We start from the raw sequence: 16546 nt of genomic DNA, 5'->3' as shown, positions 1-16546 counted from the left end.
GTCGGATGCGGGCGGCGGCGGGCGGTTTGTTGCTATGATACGGGTGTTCCGATATACAAGGTCGGATACCCGTATCCGACATTTTTCCTGCGCAGGCCGGCCGTCGGATTCAAGAATCCGACCTACAGCAATTTACGGTTGCCGGCGGCGGCAGGGTACGCACCGCCATCAGTGTTTCAGGCTGCCTTTTACCCTTACCCTGGCCCGCTTTAAATCACATAAAAATAAACTGAGAAAAACTGCGCCAAGCTGCCGCCGAGCACAAACAGATGCCAGATGCCGTGGCCGTGGCGGATTTTTTCGTCGTTAACAAACCAATAAATGCCGACGCTGTAGAGCAGTCCGCCCGCCACCAGCCATGCCAGCCCGCCGGCGGGCAGCGCGCGCACCAGCGGATAGACGGCCACCAGTATCAGCCAGCCCATCACCACATACAGCAGCAGCGACAGCTTGCGGGTGCGCCGCCCCAGCGTCAGCTCCTGCACGATGCCGAACAGGCACAGCCCCCACACCGTGCCGAACAGCGACCAGCCCCACACGCCTTTGAGCGTTACCAGCGTAAAGGGGGTGTAGCTGCCGGCAATCAGCAGGTAGATGGCGCAGTGGTCGAACTTCTGCAGCATTGCTTTGGCGCGGGGAAAGGGCACGCTGTGGTACACGGTCGAACCCAGATACAGCAGCACCAGGCAGCTGCCGTACACGGCGGCGCTGGTGATTTTGTAGCCGTCGCCGCCGGGCACGGCCTGCACCAGCAGCAGCACCAAGCCCAAAACCGCCAGCGTGGTGCCGGCCAGGTGGCTGTATGCGTTGAATCGTTCGCCGATATACATGGCTTGTCCTTTATGCGGGTGGAAAATCTTTATTGTTTTCATTGTACGCCTGCAGGCAGCCTGAAAGCGGGGTTACGGCGCAAAAACAGGTAAAAGCGGGCTTTGGCGTGCCATTCAAACCATCAATGCAGCCTGAAAAACCGCACTGCAAAAAACTTTCAGGCTGCCTGCAGCAGATGGCAGGCAGCCTGAAAAGCTGTTGTTTGAATATTGGGGCAGAGGTTTATTCGCCTTCACCGCCTTCTTCGCTGTGGGTGCTGCGGATCACCAGCAACGGCAGATGGCTTTGGCGCATCAGCGTTTCGGCGAAGCTGCCCATCAGCAGGTGCATCAGCCCCGAGCGGCCGTGGGTGCCCAGCACCAGCAGGTCGGCTTTTTTCGAATCGGCGTAATCGACCAGCTCCTGCGCCATTTCCTTGGCGCCTTTGGATGTTACCAGCAGATGCGCCTGCACATCGGCCACGCCGGCCGCTTTGGCCGCTTCGCTCGCTTCGGCCAGCACTTCGTTGCCGCCGGCAATCGCCGCCGCTTCGTAGCTTTCGTGCTGGAGGAACTCGGGCGCCAGCGACATATATTCGCCGGGATTGGCCACGGTAACCAGCGTCAGGCGGGCTTTAACCGCTTTGGCCAGCTCGGCGGCGTGTTGCAGGGCATTGAGGGAAGTTTTGCTGCCGTCCACAGCAACGACTAAATGTTGGTACATGATTTTCTCCTGTTGTTGTTGGCGTGAAAAAGCCGGCAGGCATTTGCGGCAGATTGCCAGCACACACGAAAAACCCGCGCAGCTTTCAAGACGGTGACAGCAGGCGCTGCCGCATTCAGTATAATGCAAAAACGCCGGCGGCGGCCGCTTCGGCGGCAATTTTCCGCATCGCGCCGCCACCCCTGTTTTTCCCGCCAACATTTACATTTTAGGAACACACGCCATGTCTGAACCCGCAAACCAGTATTCGCGCCGCTTCGGCGGCATCGCCCGCCTGTACGGCGAGGCCGGCCTGGAGGCGCTGCGCCGCGCCCGCGTGTGCGTGGTCGGCGTCGGCGGCGTCGGCTCGTGGGCGGTGGAAGCGCTGGCACGCTCGGGCGTGGGCGCGCTGACGCTGGTGGACTTGGACAACGTCGCCCCGTCCAACACCAACCGCCAGCTGCACGCCTTAAGCGCGGATTTCGGCAAGCCCAAAGTCCGCGCTCTCTCCGAGCGGATTGCCGGCATCAATCCCGAATGCGCGGTAAGCGAAATCGAAGATTTTGTCAGCGAGGACAATCTGGATGAAATTTTCAGGCTGCCTTTTGATTTTGTGATCGACGCCATCGACCAGGTGCGGGTTAAAGCGGCGATGGCCGCGCGTTTTGTTGCCCTTGGCCAGCCCTTTGTGGTCAGCGGCGGCGCCGGCGGCCAGCGCAATCCGGTGCTTATCGGCCGCGCCGATCTGGCGGCGGTTACCCACGACGCGCTGCTGTCGAATATGCGCTACACCCTGCGCCGCCGCTACGGCTTCAGCCGCGACCCCAAACGCAAGCTCGGCGTGCCCTGCGTCTATTCCACCGAACAGCCGCTCATGCCCGAAACCGCCGCCTGCGACGCCGCACCGCAGGGGCTATCCTGCGCGGGCTACGGCGCCAGCATGCTGGTTACCGCCCCTTTCGGCCTGTTTTGCGCACAGGCGGCGGTAGAACACATCGTCCGCAGCGGCACAAAAGCAGCCTGAAAACTTTAGTAAGTCGGATTCTTGAATCCAACAAACCAAAGGCAGCCTGAAAATTTATAAATTGGATTCCCGAGTCCGACAAACCAGAGCAGCCTGAAAGCGCCCGCCGCGTTTTCAGGCTGCCTGTGGTTTGCGCCGCCGCGCCCACTCTATATAATGGCGTTTTTTCCGCACTCGCGCCGCTGCCGCCATGATCAAAAGCCAATTTCGCAATATCGGTATCCTGACCAGGCCGAACACGCCGGACATCGGCCAGACCCTGCACGAAATGATCGAATTTCTGTGCGCCAACGGCCTGAACGTCTTTCTCGACGAAGCCTGCATGGCCGAAGGCTGGGCCGGCATCCACGATTTGGAGCGCTGCCAGATCGGCACCGGCGATTTGGGGCGTTTGTGCGACCTGATTTTGGTGCTCGGCGGCGACGGCACTTTCCTTTCCGCCGCCCGCGCCGCCGCGCCCTACCGCGTGCCGCTGATCGGTATCAACCAGGGGCATCTGGGCTTTCTCACCCAAGTCGCCCGCGAAAACATGCTTGAAGAGCTCGCCGGCATGCTCACCGGCAAATATCTGGTCGGCGAATGCCTGCTGCTGGAAACGTCCATCGCGCGGCAGGGGCAGGAAATCTATCACGGGTTGGCGCTCAACGATGTGGTGCTCTCGCGCGGCGGTACCGGCCAGATGATCGAGTTTGAAGTGTTTATCAACGGCGAATTCGTCTTCACCCAGCGCTCCGACGGCCTGATCGTTTCCACCCCCACCGGCTCCACCGCCTATTCGCTGGCCGCCGGCGGGCCGATTCTGCAAAACTCACTGCGCGCGGTTACGCTGGTGCCGGTGTGCCCGCAGTCGATGACCAACCGCCCGATCGTGATTTCCGATACCTGCGAAATCAAAATCCTGATCACCAAATCCGGCGACGCGCGCGTGCATTACGACGGCCAGTCCTTCGTCGATATCCAAAGCATGGACATGATCACCATCCACCGCTACCGCCACAACCTGCGTGTGCTCCAGCCCACCGGCTACCAGTATTACAAAACCCTGCGCCAGAAACTGCACTGGGGCGAACAGCTGGTTTGATGCCGGCGCCGTTTCCCTTTTCAGGCTGCCTGCCCGTAATGATACGCCGCAGGCTGCCTGAAAAACCGCAAAACAGCCTGAAAACCCATGCGCGCCGTCGCCACAGCGCGCTGTTTTTGTTACAATCCGCGCCTTTATTTTTCAGGCTGCCTTGCAAATTCACGGGCAGCCACTATATTGCCCGCTCACAGCCAAGCAGCCTGAAAGCCCGATGCGGCTATCGCAGGCCATCTATCCGACCGCTGCCCCTTACGCTGCCGCCCATGCAGAATGTTGATCAAACGCAACCGCGTCGGAGCAACCGCCCCACTCGAAGAGTTTTCACTATGTCTCAGACAGAAGCCGAAATCCAAAACGGCGAAACCGCCGAAAACGAAGAACTCCAAACCACCGACAACCGTCCGCTCACACTGGAAGAGCAGCGCGTCCGCCTGCGCCAACTGGTGATTCAGGGCAAAGACCGCGGCTACATCACCTACGCCGAAATCAACGACGCCCTGCCCGACGATATGTCGGATGCCGAACAGATCGACAACATCGTCAATATGATTCAGGGTCTGGGCATCCAGGTTACCGAAGAAGCGCCCGACGCCGAAACCCTGCTGATGAGCGACAACAGCGCCGGCATGACCGACGAAGACGCGGTTGCCGAAGCCGAAGCCGCGCTCTCGCAGGCTGATTCCGAGTTCGGCCGCACCACCGACCCCGTGCGCATGTATATGCGCGAAATGGGCCAGGTCGATCTGCTGACCCGCGAAGACGAAATCGTTATCGCCAAAGAAATCGAACACGCGCTGAAAAACATGATTCAGGCAATTTCCGCCTGCCCCGGCTCGGTAGCCGAAATTCTGGCGCTGATCGACCAGATTAAAAAAGACGAAATCCGTGTGGACGAAGTGGTCGAAGCCATCATCGATCCCAACGAAGTGCTGCTCAACGAACTGGGCTTGAGCCATCTGGAAAGCCCGCCGGTGCCCGCCGCGCAAAAACCAAGCCAAAGCGACGACGATGCCGATGCCGACGCCGATTCGGAAGACGAAGAAGACGGCGAAGATACCGGCAGCATCGAAAGCGCCAATCTGGAAGAGCTTAAAGCGCAGGTAATCGAGCACTTCAAGCAGATTGAAAAAAGCTATACCAAAATGAACACCGCGCTCAACCGCTACGGCAGCAGCAACGCCAAATACATCGAGCACCGCAACGCCATCGCTTCCAAACTGCTGGAAGTGCGCTTCTCCACCCGCCAGATCGAAAGCCTGAGCCAGAGCATGCGCAACCGCGTCGACCAAATCCGCAAGCTCGAGCGCGAAATCCGCGACATCTGTCTCGACCGCGTGCGCATGGACCGCGACTACTTCCTGCAAAACTTCCTGCCCAATATGACCAATCTCGAATGGCTGGAAGACGAAATCGGCAAAAACCGCGTGTGGGGCGACGCGCTCGACCGCTTCCGCCACGCCATTTTGGAAAAGCAGACCGTGATGTCCGAACTCGAACAGCACGCCCGCATTTCCATTGCCGAACTGAAAGAAATCAGCAAAAACATGGTCGCCAGCGAGAAAGAAACCGCGGCCGCCAAGCAGAAAATGATTCAGGCCAACCTGCGTCTGGTGATTTCCATCGCCAAGAAATACACCAATCGCGGCCTGCAGTTCCTTGATCTGATTCAGGAAGGCAATATCGGCCTGATGAAGGCGGTGGACAAATTCGAATACCGCCGCGGCTACAAATTCTCCACCTATGCCACCTGGTGGATCCGCCAGGCCATCACCCGCTCGATTGCCGACCAGGCACGCACCATCCGCATTCCGGTGCACATGATCGAAACCATCAACAAAATGAACCGCATCTCGCGCCAACACCTGCAGGAAACCGGCGAAGAGCCGGATCCGGCCAAACTCGCCGAGCTGATGGAAATGCCGGAAGACAAAATCCGCAAAATCATGAAAATCGCCAAAGAGCCGATTTCCATGGAAACCCCCATCGGCGACGACGACGACAGCCACTTGGGCGACTTTATCGAAGACGCGAACAACATCGCGCCGGCCGATGCCGCCATGTATTCCAGCCTGCGCGAAGTCACCGCCGACGTGCTCGAGAGCCTGACCCCGCGCGAAGCCAAAGTGCTGCGCATGCGTTTTGGCATCGACATGAACACCGACCACACGCTGGAAGAAGTCGGCAAGCAGTTCGACGTAACCCGCGAGCGCATCCGCCAAATCGAAGCCAAAGCCCTGCGCAAGCTGCGCCACCCCACCCGCAGCGACAAGCTCAAAAGCTTCTTGGACAGCGAAGACGCGAAATAAGCCCGTCAGGCAGCCTGAAAACCCGTTTCAGGCTGCCTTTTTTTGTTTCAGGCTGCCTGAACCGGACGCACCGGCGCCTGCAAAAGCGCGTAAAGCAAACACCGCGCCGCCGATTACAAGCCGCGTAGGGTTGCGCACCGCGCACCGCGCACCGCGCACCAACCGCCAACCGACTCCCACCGGATACTAACCGCAGCCCAAGCAGCCAAACCAAGCCCGCCCGACCTTTCAGGCAGCCTGAAACCCTGTTCCCCTTTTCCCATTCCAAGCCCAAACCGCCATGAATCCCTTTACCCCGCCGCCAGTATCCGGCCTGCTGCCCGAGCGCTGGCAAAACTACGCCAGCTGGCTGGATGCGCAGGAAAACCCGCCGCCCTTCCCTGACGGCCACCCGCTGCAGGGCACCGCGCAGCAGGCGGCGCTGGCTGCCGATTTTGCCCGCTGCACCGGCACCAGTATTGCCGACTATGTGCGGCTCAAACGGCTGTCCCACCTGCTGCGGCACCCGCCCGCCGGCGGCAGCGGCAAACTGCTGTGGACGGCGGCCGACAGCCCGCTCGGCTCCATGCTGGCGGTGTTTTCCGAACGCGGCCTGTGCCTGCTCGAATTTCCCGAAAGCGCCGGCACCGAGCGCGAACTGCTGGCGGTGCTGGCCGCGCGGCCGGGGCGTCTGCAGGCCGGCGACAGCCCGCTGGTGCGCGACACCCTGCAGCAGCTTGCAGCCTATTTTTCAGGCAGCCTGAAAGACTTTTCGCTGCCGCTCGATCCCGTCGGCACCCCGTTCCAGCAGCAGGTGTGGGTGGCGCTGCAGCGCATTCCCTACGGCGAAACCCACAGCTACCTGCAGCAGGCCGAATCACTGGGGAACGCCAAAGCCGTGCGTGCCGTGGCCGCGGCCAACGGCCAGAACAAAATCTCCGTCATCATTCCCTGCCACCGCGTCATCGGCAGCAGCGGCACCCTGACCGGCTACGCCGGCGGGCTGGAGCGCAAAGCCTGGCTGCTGGCGCACGAGCGCCGCCACACCGCACCCACCGGAGACCTGTTCGCATGAACTGGCTGCTGGTGTTTCTCGGCGGCGGGCTGGGCAGCGTGTGCCGCTACGCCTTAAGCCGGATGCTGCCGCAAGTGCAGCCGGGCTTTCCGTGGGCTACCCTGTTCGCCAATCTCGCCGGCTGCCTGCTGATCGGCCTGCTTGCCCACAGCCTTGCCCACGACAGCGCCTGGCGCTGGCTGCTGATTGCCGGCTTCTGCGGCGGCTTCACCACCTTTTCCACCCTGTCACTCGAATGCGTGCAGCTGTGGCAGGCGCAGCAGTTTGCCACGCTGGCGCTCTACTTGGCCGCCAGCCTGATACTCGGCCTGACCGCCGTCGCCGCCGGCCTGATGCTGGGCAGGCCGTAAACCGCTGCCGGCATCTTGCAGGCAGCCTGAAAGCACAAAAAAAGCAGCCTGAAAACCGGTTATCCGGTTTTCAGGCTGCTTTTTGCCGTATCGCCGTGGCGCCCTATTCTTTGGGCAGACTGTCTTTCACCGCGCGCATAATCGACGCCATATTGTGCGACAGCACTTCTTCCACCAGCTGCGGGGTTTCGGCGTTGAGCACCATCTGCAGATCGTAGGCCAGGGTGGCGAGTTTTTTCTGCAGCACATGGCGCACCATGCCGGCGACGGCGTTGCTCAGATGCACTTTCAGCCGCTCTTCCAGCGACGCAACCAATTCCTGCTCGGACAGCACGCGGATGCGGCGGGTGGACGGCAGCTCCGGCAGGGCGTAAACATAAACCGCAGCAGCGGGCAGCGCTTCGCCGCTGCGGGCGGGAACAAAGCGGTTGGGCAGATTGTCGGCATCGGCTTCGGGCAGGGCGTCGTTTTCGCGGCCGACATAATCGGGATTGAGCACCAGCGTTTGGATATGTTCCTGATGGCGGCGGTTGTATTCGCTCTGCAGCGCGCTTTGGGCGTTGAGCCAGTCTTCCTGAATCAGGATGCCGACGTCTTCTTCGGCGCCCTGCTGCTCTACCCGCGCATTGTGCTCGGCTTCGTTCTGGCGCAGAAATTCGCGGTAGGCGCTTTCCAGTTCGGCATCGCCGAAAAGCTTCACTTCGTCGCGCTGCAGCTCTTCGGCGGTGCGCGCCACCGGACGGGTCAGCGCGGAATCGGCGCCGGCATCGCTGCCGCGGATGTGGCGCAGCTGGTCGAGCGAGTGTTCCCAATCGCTGTAATGCTCGGCGCTGCCGCTGCTCTGGCCGTCTTCCAGAGTGAAAATCATATTGTCCTTGTTGTCGTTGGTGGGCATGGTCATAAATCGGATTCCGTTTGATGGTTCGGCTGGGCGGTTTTACAATGCGCGCTTTTTTGGAAAGGCGATACCGTGGAACAGTTGGAACAGCGTTTGGGCTATCTCGAGCAGTCGATCGATGAGCTGAATATGCAAAACCGCGTGCTGGCGGCGGCATTCAAAGGGCTGCTGCGGGTGCTGCCGCCCGAAACCGCGCAGGATGCGGCCGAGTCGATTCAGGCTGCTTTTGAAGACGAAGTGGCCGAGCTTTCCTACGGCAACAGCCTGCACGCCGAACTGTTCCAAGATGCGGCCTACGCTTTTTTCCGCGAGAAGGGATAAAACGGGCGGCAGTTTACCCGAATTTGCCGTTTTTTAACATCTGCCCGCAGCGTTTTCAGGCTGCCTGAAACGCCTGCTGCGGCAACAGCACAACGAAAGGCCGGCCATGTCCGCACCCAGCGTTTACCTTTACACCGACGGCGCCTGCAAAGGCAATCCCGGCCCCGGCGGCTGGGGGGTGCTGATGCGCTACGGCCGCCACGAAAAAGAACTGTTCGGCGGCGAAGCGCAAACCACCAACAACCGCATGGAACTCTCGGCGGTAATCGAAGGGCTGGTCGCGCTCACGCGCCCCTGCCGCGTCGTAATCTGCACCGACTCGCAATATGTGAAAAACGGCATGGAAAAATGGATACACGGCTGGAAGCGCAACGGCTGGAAAACCGCCGCCAAACAGCCGGTGAAAAACGCCGAGCTGTGGCAGCGGCTCGACAGCCTGGCCGCGCAACACCAAATCGAATGGCAGTGGGTGCGCGGCCATACCGGCCACCCCGAGAACGAGCGCGCCGACGAACTGGCCAACCGCGGCGCGGCGCAGGCGGCGGCAGCCTGAACCCGCCGCCCGCCGCAGCAAAAGGCAGCCTGAAAAGCAGATTGGTGCTTTTCAGGCTGCCTTTTGCTTGGTTTGTTATCCATTCGCAGGCGGTTTTTTTCAGGCTGCCCTTAGCTCGCCGCTTGCCGCAATGCCCAACCGCAGCCGTTTGTATCTTCCGGCTTGCCGCCCGCCACGCTGAGCGATTAAGGCAGCCTGAAAAACCGGCTCCGCTTTTCAGGCTGCCTTTGGCGGCGCCGATAACGGCAAAGCAGCCTGAAAGGCGTTTTTTTGCTTTCAGGCTGCTTTGGACGGTAAAAAAAGGCTTTCAGACTGCTTTGCTTTTGTTCTAAGCAAAGCAGCCTGAAAGTTTGGGCGCCGGCAGACTACTCGGACAGCGCGGAAACGGCGGCGGCGGAAGCAGCGGACGCTTCGTCGTCCAGCAATGCCATATCGGCATTCAGGCTGACTGCCGGCCCCTTCTTGGGCAGCCATTTGTTTTCCACCCGCCATTGGCCGGCGCCATCTTCGATGCGCACATACCAGTGCACGGCAGAGGGCAGCGGCGCTTTGAACACGGCGCTGTATTCGGTCATGCCGTCTTGGCCGGCATCGGGCTTGATTTTAAGCTCGATGCTTTGGTCGTCTGCTTTGCGTGCAGGATGCAGCAGCAGCAGCTTGAGCGGGACTTTGCGGTCGAAGCGGCCGCCGATAAACACTTTGGCGCCGCTGCCTTCGCTGTTGAACAGCACATGGGCGCTGATGCCGCGGCGGGCGGCTTCGCGGTCGCGGTCAAGCTGCAGATTGATGTGTTTGCCGTCTTTGTAGTAGTCGTCGGTAACAACGTCGCTGTTGTTGTTCAGGGCGATTTTCAGGGTGATGAAACTGGCGGCCACCACAATCAGCGGGCCGGCAAACAGCAGCCACGGGATGGGATGGCGATACCACGGTTTTTTGTCCGGCTGCGGCGCTGGCATGCTTATTCTCCGATAAAGCTGGCGTTTTCAACGATGTTGCGCGCCTGGTCGGCGGGGGCTTTTTCGTTGCGGTAGCGGAAGGTGAACTGGATGGGGTGGCTGCCTTTGTCGGCGTATTCGGGCTGGGTGGATACGCGGATCGGCACCGACAGGGTGTCGCCGCCTTTCACGGCAACGCCTTTTTCCGGCAGGCCGGTCAGGTAGATTTCGGGGAAACCGCTGACGCTGGCGGTAACGATTTGGGTTTCTTCGCTGGCGTTGGTGATTTTCAGGCTGTAGGTGTTTTCCAGCAGCCCCTGTTTGTTTTCGCGCACCATCACGCCGCGGTCTTTGACGATATCGACATTGAGCGTCTGGCGGGTGGCAACGCCGATAACCAGACCGATGGCGGCGGCCAGCAGGATGCTGCCGTAGCCGACGACTTTCGGCCGCAGCAGGCGTTTTTTGATGTCTTTGTCGGTGTAGTCGTGGTTGAGGACGGCTTCAGTGGTGTAGCGGATCAGGCCGCGCTCGTAGCCCATTTTGTCCATGATGTCGTCGCAGGCGTCGATGCAGGCAGCGCAGCCGATGCATTCGTACTGCAGGCCGTCGCGGATGTCGATGCCCACCGGACACACCTGCACGCACATGGTGCAGTTGATGCAGTCGCCCAGGCTGGTTTCTTCTTTGGCGGCGGTTTTCTTGCGTGCGCCGCGCGGTTCGCCGCGTTCGGTGTCGTAGGAAATCACCAGTGTGTCGTGGTCAAACATCGCGCTTTGGAAGCGGGCGTAGGGGCACATGTGCTGGCAGACTTTTTCCCGCATCACATGGCCGAACAGCCAGGTCATAAAGCCGTAGAAAACCGCCGCGCCCACTGCCGCGCCGCCGGCGGTGCCGTTAAAGATGGCGGGCACGAATTGGCGGATGGGGACAAACCAGCCTGAAAAGGAAATGCCCGTCCAGGCGGCAACGAAAAATATCAGCAGGTATTTGAGCGCTTTGATGCGGATTTTGCGGAAGTTCCACGGCTCTTTGTCGAGCTTGAGCCGCTTGTTGCGGTCGCCTTCGACAAAATGGTCGATCCACAGCATGATTTCGGTATAGACGGTTTGCGGGCAGGCATAGCCGCACCACAGGCGGCCGGCGATGGTCGTCCACCAAAACAGGCCGAATGCCGACACCATCAGCAAACCGGTGAGATACAGCAAATCGGTCGGCACCAGCACGGCGCCAAAAATGTAGAAATGGCGGCTGGGAATATCAAACAGCACCGCCTGCCGGCCGCTCCACATCAGCCACGGAATGCCGTAGAACACCAGCTGGGTGAGCACGATCATCACGATACGCAGGTTGGCAAAGCGCCCTTTGGCCAGCTTGGGGTGGATCCGTTTGGCGCCCTGGTGCACCTGGATCACCTGCTCTTTCATTTTCGGCTTAGGTTTTGGGGCGGCTTTTTTGGCGGCAGGGGCGGCAGCTTCGGTACCGGTGTTTTTTTCGGCGGCGGGAGCAGCCTGAAGCGCAGTTTCGGCGGCTTCGGCCGTTGGCGCCGGTGCAGATGCCGCTTCGGGCGCGGCGGCGCTTTCTGCGGCGGCAGGAGCGGCTTTTGCCGCAGGGATTTCTTGGTTTTCCTGAGGTGTATGCTGTGTTTCTGACATGGTTGTTTCCTGAAATGCCGCTCTTTGTAAAGAGCTGTTATCTGTCGGTATGAAACCGGGCGGAATTATACGCTTTTCACCTGCCGCAGCCATGAATTTATTTAATCGCCAAAACGGCTTGGGCAGCCTGAAAAAACCTGTCCGCCGGCTTTTTTTCAGGCTGCCTGCGCGCCAAAGCAGCCTGAAAACGCAAAAAAATGCTTTCAGGCTGCCTGCATGTTGCGAAAACTTTTGTTAAGAATGGCAGTATTTGTGTTGGATTTTCGTAAATCTTAAGCAGCCTGAAAACGGCGTCCGGCAAAAAGAAGCGCAATATCAACACGGTTTTTCAGGCTGCGCCTGCCTGCAGGCAGCCTGAAAAAGCATCGGCAGCGCTTCGGGCATCATCTTGAGTATTTTAAAAAATACGCTACAATCCGCGTCCCCTTATTTTGCGAATCCTTTTTATTCATTATGAAATTGAAAACACCCACACTCGCCGTGATGATGGCGCTGGGCATGGTGCCCGCCGCCTTTGCCGACGATGCCGCACCAACCGGCGACGGCCAAGAGCTGCAAACGGTCAAAATCAAAGCCGATCCCAAGCGCGTGCGCGCCGCCAAGTCTTACTCCATCGCCAGCGACGGCGACTTGCGCGACCGCGTGAATTTGGGTCTGCTCGGTCGTGCTAATGCCTTTACCGCGCCGATTACCGTGGTGAACTACGATGAAAAAGTATTGGAAAACAATGCGTCGCGTACACTAGTGGATACGATTGCCAAAACTGATGCGTCAGTTATGCAGTTTGGCGGTGAAAGCAATACCTTGCAGGGGCTGTATGTGCGCGGTCTGCAATTGGACGCCAAGCAGTTCAGTATCAACGGTCTGCCCGGTCTGTATTCCTACTGGCATACGCCTACCGCCAACGTGGCTTCCGCACAGCTGATTAAAGGCGCATCCAGTTCGACCACCGGCATGGATCCCGAAGGAGCAACCGGTTCTTCCGTCAATATCGAAACCAAAAAAGCGTCCGACGAAGGCAACCGCAAAATCGGCTTGGGTTGGTTCGGCAAAAGCCGTCCGCAGGCTTCGTTTGATTTCGGGCAGCGTTTCGGCGCGAACAAAGAATGGGGTGTGCGTGCAACCGGCAAATACCGCCACGGCAACACACCGCGCCACGGCTATAAGGAAGACAACCAGGAATTCGGCCTGAACGCCGACTATCGCGGCGAAAAACTGCGCGTGTCGTACGACTTCATGTACAACCACCGCAACACCGAAGGCAGCCGCGCCCGTTTCCAAGACATGCAAAACTACGCCTTCGCCTTCCCCAAAGCACCCGACGGCAAAATCAATCTGGTGCCGAGCTGGCAGGAGCAGACCACCCGCACCGTTACCAACATGGCCACGTTTGAATACGACACCGACTGGAACATGCAGCTCTCCGGCGGTATCGGCTATATGGAATCGAAATATGCGGGTGGCTTTACCCAGTTGCGTATGATTAACCCGACTACAGGGCAATATGCGGCTGCCGCGGCATCACCTTGGGATATCCGCTCCCGCACCACCAGCGGTACTTTAAAAGCGCGCGGCGAGTTTGAAACCGGCCCGGTTGTGCATAACTGGGCAGCCTCGTTCGACTATGTTTCCCGTTCGCGCGACCACAAAAGCGGCCCGCTCAACTACGGCGACCCATTGCGCGGCCATACAATTTACGCGCCCGATTTCTCCGGCCTCACCCCGCGCATCTCATCCGCCACCCGCCAAACCGTTGACATGAAACAGACCACCCCGAGCATCGCCGTATCCGACACTTTGGGTTTCAACAACAACACCATCCGTCTGACTTTGGGCGGACGCTACCAGTGGGTGAAACAGGACGACTACCGCACAGGCGACAAAAACAGCAAAAAACGCTTCGGCCCGATGCTGGCCGCCTCGTGGGTGCCCTCGCCGGATTTCGTGGTTTACGGCAACTACATGGAAGACCTTGAACCTGGCGAAGTGGACGAAGACGGCAATGCTTCCAAACCCCGCGTCAGCAAACAAATCGAACTGGGCGTGCGCAAAAACTGGGGCGACATCGTCACCTCCGCCAACATTTACCAAATCACCCGCCCGGGCTACTGGCGTGGCAACACGAGAAACGGCACGGATTACGCCCGCCTAAACGCAGCAGGCTTGGCCAAAGCCGGCGAAGAACACGGCAAAGAGCGTTACCGCGGCCTGGAACTCAACGCTTACGCCAATCTGCTAGGTAAAACCCTGCGTCCCAGCGTCGGCATGAGTTTCATCCGCTCCGACCTGATTAACTTCCCAAAATGGGACGACAACATCGTCCGCAAAGGCCATCAGGTCACCAGCCCGAAATTCATCGCCAAAGTCGGCGTGGAATGGGACACTCCGTTTGCCAAAGGTCTGACGCTCAACGCCAACGTGCAGCACTACGGCAAGTCCTATCAGGACGCCGAACAGAAATACAAACTGCCATCCTACACATTAGTTGATATTGGCGCACGCTACAAAACCACACTGGGTGGCAATACTCTTACTATCGGCACTGCAGTAGAAAATCTGTTCAACAAACACTACTGGCAAATTCAGCGTGGTCGCTTTGACCGCAGCTTCGCCGTAGTCGGTATGCCGCGCACCTTCTGGCTGAAAGCCGAATACGCGTTTTAAAGCGTCGGCAGGCCGCAGCCGTCCACTGCCGCCTGCCGCTTTCCCTTTTCAGGCTGCCTATCCGCCATAGGCAGCCTGAAAACCGTTTTTCCCCTTTTTATACTGGTTTTCTCCATGCAGAAATGGCAAATCGAACTGAATTCCAGCCCGATGTGGCTGCTGCAAAGCCTGCTCGGCGTGGTTGTTGCGCTGGCGGTGGTTGTCCTGCTGGTGTCGCGTACCCGCTTCGGCCGCGAATTCTGGCAGATCACCCGCCCCTGCCTTAACCGCAGCGGCAGCCTGAAAATCGCGCTGTTTATGCTGTTTATCCTGGTGCTGCTGCTGACCGAAATCCGCCTGAACGTGCTCAACACGTTTTTCTACAACGGCCTTTACAGCGCTTTGCAGGACGCCAAAGCGCAGGCTTTTTGGTTTTTCGCCCTGATTAACGCCGCGGTGGTAACCCTGCGCACGCTCAACGGCATCATCAACGATTTTCTCGATCAGGCGCTGGCAATCAAATGGTCGCAGCGGCTCAACCAAGTGCTGGTTTCGCGCTGGATGGCCGATAAAAACTACTACCGCCTGCATATGCGCCGCGCCGCGCCCGACAATATCGACCAGCGTATCCAGCAGGATGCGCAGGACTTTATCGCTTCGTCCATCGAATTTGTGCGCGGCATGATCGAATCGGTGGTAACCGCCATCGAATTTACCATCGTGCTGTGGGGGCTTTCCGGCATTCTCAGCATCTTGGGCTACGAAATTCCGCGCGGCATCGTCTTTTTCGTCTTTATCTTCGCCCTGCTTTCCACCGTTGGCGCGATGTGGGTCGGCCGGCCGCTGATCCGCCACAATTTTGAAAACGAAAAACTCAACGGCGATTACCGTTACGCCCTCATCCGCGTGCGCGACCATGCCGAAAGCATCGCGTTTTACCACGGCGAAGCCGGCGAAGAAGCCAAACTCAGCGACAGCTTCCGTGCCGTAATCCGTAACCGCTGGCGTATCGCCCGCCAAAGCGTGGCGCTGGGCGGCTACAACACCATGCTTACCCAGGGCGTGCAGCTGCTGCCTCTGATGCTGCAGGCGCCGCGTTTTTTCGCTGGCCAAATCAAAATCGGCGATATGCACCAAACCGTGCAGGCCTTTACCCGCCTGCAGCGCAGCCTGTCTTTCTTTCGCAATTTCTACGGCAAATTCACCGCCTACCGCGCCCGCTTGGAGCGCTTGAGCGGCTTTTTCGACAGCATGCAGCCTGAAAGCAGCCCGGCTGAAGTCCGCCGGCAGGTAAGCGAAGGCAGCCTGAAAGTCGATAAACTCTCTCTGTACCGCAGCAATGGCGATGCCCTAATCGAAAACATCAACCTACAAGCCGCCCCCGGCGACAGCCTGCTGATACAAGGCGCTTCAGGCTGCGGCAAAACTTCCCTGCTGCGCGCCCTAGCCGGTTTGTGGCCATTCGGCGTCAGCGGCGAAATCAGCGCCCCGCCGCAAGAAGACATTATGTTTGTCCCGCAGCGGCCCTATGTTCCGCAAGGCAGCCTGCGCGAAGCGGTGTGCTATCCCGATATTGATCCGCAACACCCTGATTTGGAAAATGCCATGCGGGACTGCTGCATGGAAAAATGGCTGCCGTATTTGGATATTACCGACGACTGGCAGCACCGTCTTTCCCCGGGCGAACTGCAGCGCATCGCCTTTATCCGCATCCTGCTCGCCCGCCCCCGCCTGGTTTTGCTGGATGAATCCACCGCCGCCCTCGATGAGCCGACCGAAGAAACGCTCTACCAGCTGTTACTCAAGCGCCTGCCCGACAGCACCTTAGTCAGCATCGGCCACCGCTGCACACTCGCTGCCTATCATAAACGCAGCATCCTCATCGCTTGAAGATAAAACAAACTCGGGCTTCCGTCACCGAACGAAATCCCGAGTAAATTTTTGCGGTAAAGATATAGGAACCGGCTGCGATTGCGATTCTTGGCGTCTTTCAGGTTTCAGGCTGCTTTGCTGTTGCTCCTCCTATACAAAGCAGGCTACCGGCAAACCGGGTATCCATTTGGTAGCCCATACTATTGATGAACCGCTGCGAATCACGCCTACAAGGCCGTGAACTGGTGGCACTTCGGAACGACACCTAAAAAAGCAGCCTGAAAGCCGGTTTCAGCCTACCTTTACAGCGGGGCGGTTGTTGGATTTCCAAGCTGCCTTTCC

General features: G+C 59.1%; 14 protein-coding genes. 9 read left to right on the top strand and 5 right to left on the bottom strand.

Translation table 11 applies throughout. The annotated features are described in order from the left end of the window. Nucleotides 1-209: 209 nt before the first annotated feature. Together trhA and MB824_RS11120 are read right to left on the bottom strand one after the other, a co-directional pair. Nucleotides 210-830: a PAQR family membrane homeostasis protein TrhA gene (gene trhA / locus MB824_RS11125; RefSeq protein WP_238748594.1), complete on the bottom strand. Its 621-nt coding sequence runs from the start codon at nt 828-830 to the stop codon at nt 210-212. Nucleotides 831-1053: 223 nt separating this feature from the next. Continuing rightward, complete coding sequence (locus tag MB824_RS11120; RefSeq protein WP_238748593.1) at nt 1054-1533, bottom strand: universal stress protein; 480 nt, start codon at nt 1531-1533, stop codon at nt 1054-1056. A gap of 223 nt (nt 1534-1756) precedes the next feature. On the opposite strand from MB824_RS11120, the gene MB824_RS11115 reads away from it, so the two are divergent. The 5 genes from MB824_RS11115 (at nt 1757) to crcB (ending at nt 7327) form a co-directional block, all read left to right on the top strand. Next, nucleotides 1757-2536, top strand: a complete 780-nt coding sequence (locus MB824_RS11115; protein ID WP_238748592.1) for a tRNA threonylcarbamoyladenosine dehydratase — start codon at nt 1757-1759, stop codon at nt 2534-2536. 193 nt (nt 2537-2729) lie between these two features. Further along, nucleotides 2730-3617, top strand: coding sequence for an NAD(+) kinase (locus tag MB824_RS11110; RefSeq protein WP_238748596.1), 888 nt, complete (start codon nt 2730-2732; stop codon nt 3615-3617). Between the two features lie 326 nt (nt 3618-3943). Beyond that, nucleotides 3944-5923: an RNA polymerase sigma factor RpoD gene (gene rpoD, locus MB824_RS11105; RefSeq protein ID WP_238748591.1), complete on the top strand. Its 1980-nt coding sequence runs from the start codon at nt 3944-3946 to the stop codon at nt 5921-5923. A 280-nt stretch (nt 5924-6203) separates the two neighbouring features. Continuing rightward, nucleotides 6204-6977, top strand: a complete 774-nt coding sequence (locus MB824_RS11100) for a methylated-DNA--[protein]-cysteine S-methyltransferase (protein WP_238748589.1) — start codon at nt 6204-6206, stop codon at nt 6975-6977. Beyond that, nucleotides 6974-7327: a fluoride efflux transporter CrcB gene (gene crcB / locus MB824_RS11095; RefSeq protein WP_238748588.1), complete on the top strand. Its 354-nt coding sequence runs from the start codon at nt 6974-6976 to the stop codon at nt 7325-7327. Before MB824_RS11100 ends, crcB begins: the two co-directional genes overlap by 4 nt. A gap of 103 nt (nt 7328-7430) precedes the next feature. Here crcB and MB824_RS11090 read toward each other — a convergent pair whose 3' ends face one another. Next, a complete protein-coding gene (locus MB824_RS11090) occupies nt 7431-8228 on the bottom strand; it encodes a hypothetical protein (protein WP_238748587.1) in 798 nt (265 codons plus the stop codon). A gap of 69 nt (nt 8229-8297) precedes the next feature. Here MB824_RS11090 and MB824_RS11085 point away from each other — a divergent pair, with 69 nt between their 5' ends. Then, nucleotides 8298-8546 carry an NGO1151 family protein gene (locus tag MB824_RS11085; RefSeq protein WP_238748586.1) on the top strand — a complete coding sequence of 83 codons (249 nt, stop codon included), beginning with the start codon at nt 8298-8300 and terminating at the stop codon, nt 8544-8546. Between the two features lie 106 nt (nt 8547-8652). After that, nucleotides 8653-9099: a ribonuclease HI gene (gene rnhA / locus MB824_RS11080; RefSeq protein ID WP_238748585.1), complete on the top strand. Its 447-nt coding sequence runs from the start codon at nt 8653-8655 to the stop codon at nt 9097-9099. Between the two features lie 365 nt (nt 9100-9464). Here rnhA and MB824_RS11075 read toward each other — a convergent pair whose 3' ends face one another. Together MB824_RS11075 and ccoG are read right to left on the bottom strand one after the other, a co-directional pair. Next, nucleotides 9465-10055, bottom strand: a complete 591-nt coding sequence (locus MB824_RS11075) for a FixH family protein (protein WP_238748584.1) — start codon at nt 10053-10055, stop codon at nt 9465-9467. A 2-nt stretch (nt 10056-10057) separates the two neighbouring features. Next, on the bottom strand, nt 10058-11461 hold the full coding sequence (gene ccoG, locus MB824_RS11070; protein WP_238748595.1) for a cytochrome c oxidase accessory protein CcoG: 1404 nt from the start codon (nt 11459-11461) through the stop codon (nt 10058-10060). Between the two features lie 681 nt (nt 11462-12142). Here ccoG and MB824_RS11065 point away from each other — a divergent pair. Then, entirely contained in the window at nt 12143-14353 is a 2211-nt protein-coding gene (locus MB824_RS11065; protein ID WP_238748583.1) for a TonB-dependent siderophore receptor, read from the top strand. A 114-nt stretch (nt 14354-14467) separates the two neighbouring features. After that, nucleotides 14468-16222 carry an ABC transporter ATP-binding protein/permease gene (locus MB824_RS11060; protein WP_238748582.1) on the top strand — a complete coding sequence of 585 codons (1755 nt, stop codon included), beginning with the start codon at nt 14468-14470 and terminating at the stop codon, nt 16220-16222. Nucleotides 16223-16546: the final 324 nt, after the last annotated feature.

The sequence above is a fragment of the Kingella pumchi genome (assembly GCF_022288825.1).
GTDB lineage: Bacteria > Pseudomonadota > Gammaproteobacteria > Burkholderiales > Neisseriaceae > Kingella_D > Kingella_D pumchi.
This window is presented reverse-complemented; position numbering and strand designations above follow the sequence as displayed.

What these genes read in the sequence shown, in the direction of transcription:
- trhA (WP_238748594.1), bottom strand. Translation starts at nt 830, where the DNA reads ATGTATATCGGCGAACGATTCAACGCATACAGCCACCTGGCCGGCACC.
- MB824_RS11120 (WP_238748593.1), bottom strand. Translation starts at nt 1,533, where the DNA reads ATGTACCAACATTTAGTCGTTGCTGTGGACGGCAGCAAAACTTCCCTC.
- MB824_RS11115 (WP_238748592.1), top strand. Translation starts at nt 1,757, where the DNA reads ATGTCTGAACCCGCAAACCAGTATTCGCGCCGCTTCGGCGGCATCGCC.
- rpoD (WP_238748591.1), top strand. Translation starts at nt 3,944, where the DNA reads ATGTCTCAGACAGAAGCCGAAATCCAAAACGGCGAAACCGCCGAAAAC.
- MB824_RS11100 (WP_238748589.1), top strand. Translation starts at nt 6,204, where the DNA reads ATGAATCCCTTTACCCCGCCGCCAGTATCCGGCCTGCTGCCCGAGCGC.
- crcB (WP_238748588.1), top strand. Translation starts at nt 6,974, where the DNA reads ATGAACTGGCTGCTGGTGTTTCTCGGCGGCGGGCTGGGCAGCGTGTGC.
- MB824_RS11090 (WP_238748587.1), bottom strand. Translation starts at nt 8,228, where the DNA reads ATGACCATGCCCACCAACGACAACAAGGACAATATGATTTTCACTCTG.
- rnhA (WP_238748585.1), top strand. Translation starts at nt 8,653, where the DNA reads ATGTCCGCACCCAGCGTTTACCTTTACACCGACGGCGCCTGCAAAGGC.
- MB824_RS11075 (WP_238748584.1), bottom strand. Translation starts at nt 10,055, where the DNA reads ATGCCAGCGCCGCAGCCGGACAAAAAACCGTGGTATCGCCATCCCATC.
- ccoG (WP_238748595.1), bottom strand. Translation starts at nt 11,461, where the DNA reads ATGAAAGAGCAGGTGATCCAGGTGCACCAGGGCGCCAAACGGATCCAC.
- MB824_RS11065 (WP_238748583.1), top strand. Translation starts at nt 12,143, where the DNA reads ATGAAATTGAAAACACCCACACTCGCCGTGATGATGGCGCTGGGCATG.
- MB824_RS11060 (WP_238748582.1), top strand. Translation starts at nt 14,468, where the DNA reads ATGCAGAAATGGCAAATCGAACTGAATTCCAGCCCGATGTGGCTGCTG.